At 56.5% G+C, this 1,301-nt stretch carries 1 protein-coding gene; it reads left to right on the top strand.

Annotation, left to right across the window (positions count from 1 at the left end):
• Window positions 1-101 precede the first annotated feature (101 nt).
• A complete protein-coding gene (locus tag GTU76_RS29705) occupies window positions 102-1,244 on the top strand; it encodes an IS481 family transposase (RefSeq protein WP_180700255.1) in 1,143 nt (380 codons plus the stop codon).
• Window positions 1,245-1,301 lie beyond the last annotated feature (57 nt).

Below are 1,301 nucleotides of genomic sequence, written 5' to 3'. Positions count from 1 at the left end.
AGCCCTCTCCCTGTATGTACCGGACACATGGTGGACAGGTGTTCGGAGACATGGTGGACACATTTTAATAGACACATTGCTCATCGCGAAGGAGATGGCCTGTGTCTTGGGAAGAGGTTTCCACCGTGCAGCTTCGTTCAGAATTCGTGCTGTTGGCTCGGCAAGAAGGGGCCAATGTTCGGCAGCTTTGCCGTCGATTCAATATCAGCCCAAGCACTGCCTACAAATGGCTAAACAGGTTTGAAAACATCGGTGCGCAAGGGTTGATCGATCAGTCTCGACGACCAAAGACGTCACCCAAACGCTGCGCAGAAGAGGTTGAGCAGCAGATTTTGACCGTGAGTCAGGAGTACACCGCTTGGGGCGCTCGCAAGCTCAAGCGCGTGTTGGAAGACGACGGCAAAGTGATGCCCTCTGTCAGCACCGTGCATGCGGTTTTACAGCGTCATTCGCGCGTTGATCCAAAGGCTGCCGAGGTCAAACCGTTCATCCGGTTCGAGCACGAGGCGCCCAACGATCTTTGGCAGATGGACTTCAAGGGGCATATCAGCCTGGCTCAGGGGCGTTGCCATCCGCTGACGATACTGGACGATCACTCGCGGTTCTCACTGTGCATCGCTGCGTGCGCCAATGAGCAGCACCGAACCGTCCAGGAGCAACTAATGCGGGCCTTTCGGCTCTACGGTCTGCCTCTGCGCATGACGATGGACAACGGTTCGCCATGGGGTGACCAGACCGGCGTTTATACCGCGCTGGAGGTCTGGCTGATGAGCCAGGGCATCAAGGTCGGCCACTCCCGACCTTATCACCCGCAAACCCAGGGAAAGCTGGAGCGCTTCCACCGCAGCCTGAAAAGGGAAGTCCTGCAAGGCCAACTCTTCATCGATCTGGACGATGCACAACGGGCGTTTGATATCTGGCGTGAGATTTACAACCAGAAGCGCCCGCATCAAGCATTGGGCATGCAGGTTCCTGCTACTCGCTACAGCAGCAGCCCGCGGGAATATCAGGAGCAACCGGCGGCGCCTGAGTACGACGATGGGGATGTGGTCAGGAAGGTTCAGGTGAAGGGCGAGATCTACTGGGGCAACCGTGAATACACCGTCGGAAAGGCGTTTCACGGGAGGTCAGTGGCTATCCGAGAAACGACGGAGGACGGCATCCACGATGTCTACTGGAGTAGACATCGCATCGCCCGAATCGACTTGAACTTGCAGATCGTTACGGCAGGTAAGAAGATCTAAAACCGTCCACCATGTCTCCGAACATGTGTCCACCATGTCTCCGGTACATACACTCCC

It is taken from the genome of Pseudomonas crudilactis (assembly GCF_013433315.1).
In the GTDB taxonomy this organism is placed as follows: domain Bacteria; phylum Pseudomonadota; class Gammaproteobacteria; order Pseudomonadales; family Pseudomonadaceae; genus Aquipseudomonas; species Aquipseudomonas crudilactis.
This window is presented reverse-complemented; position numbering and strand designations above follow the sequence as displayed.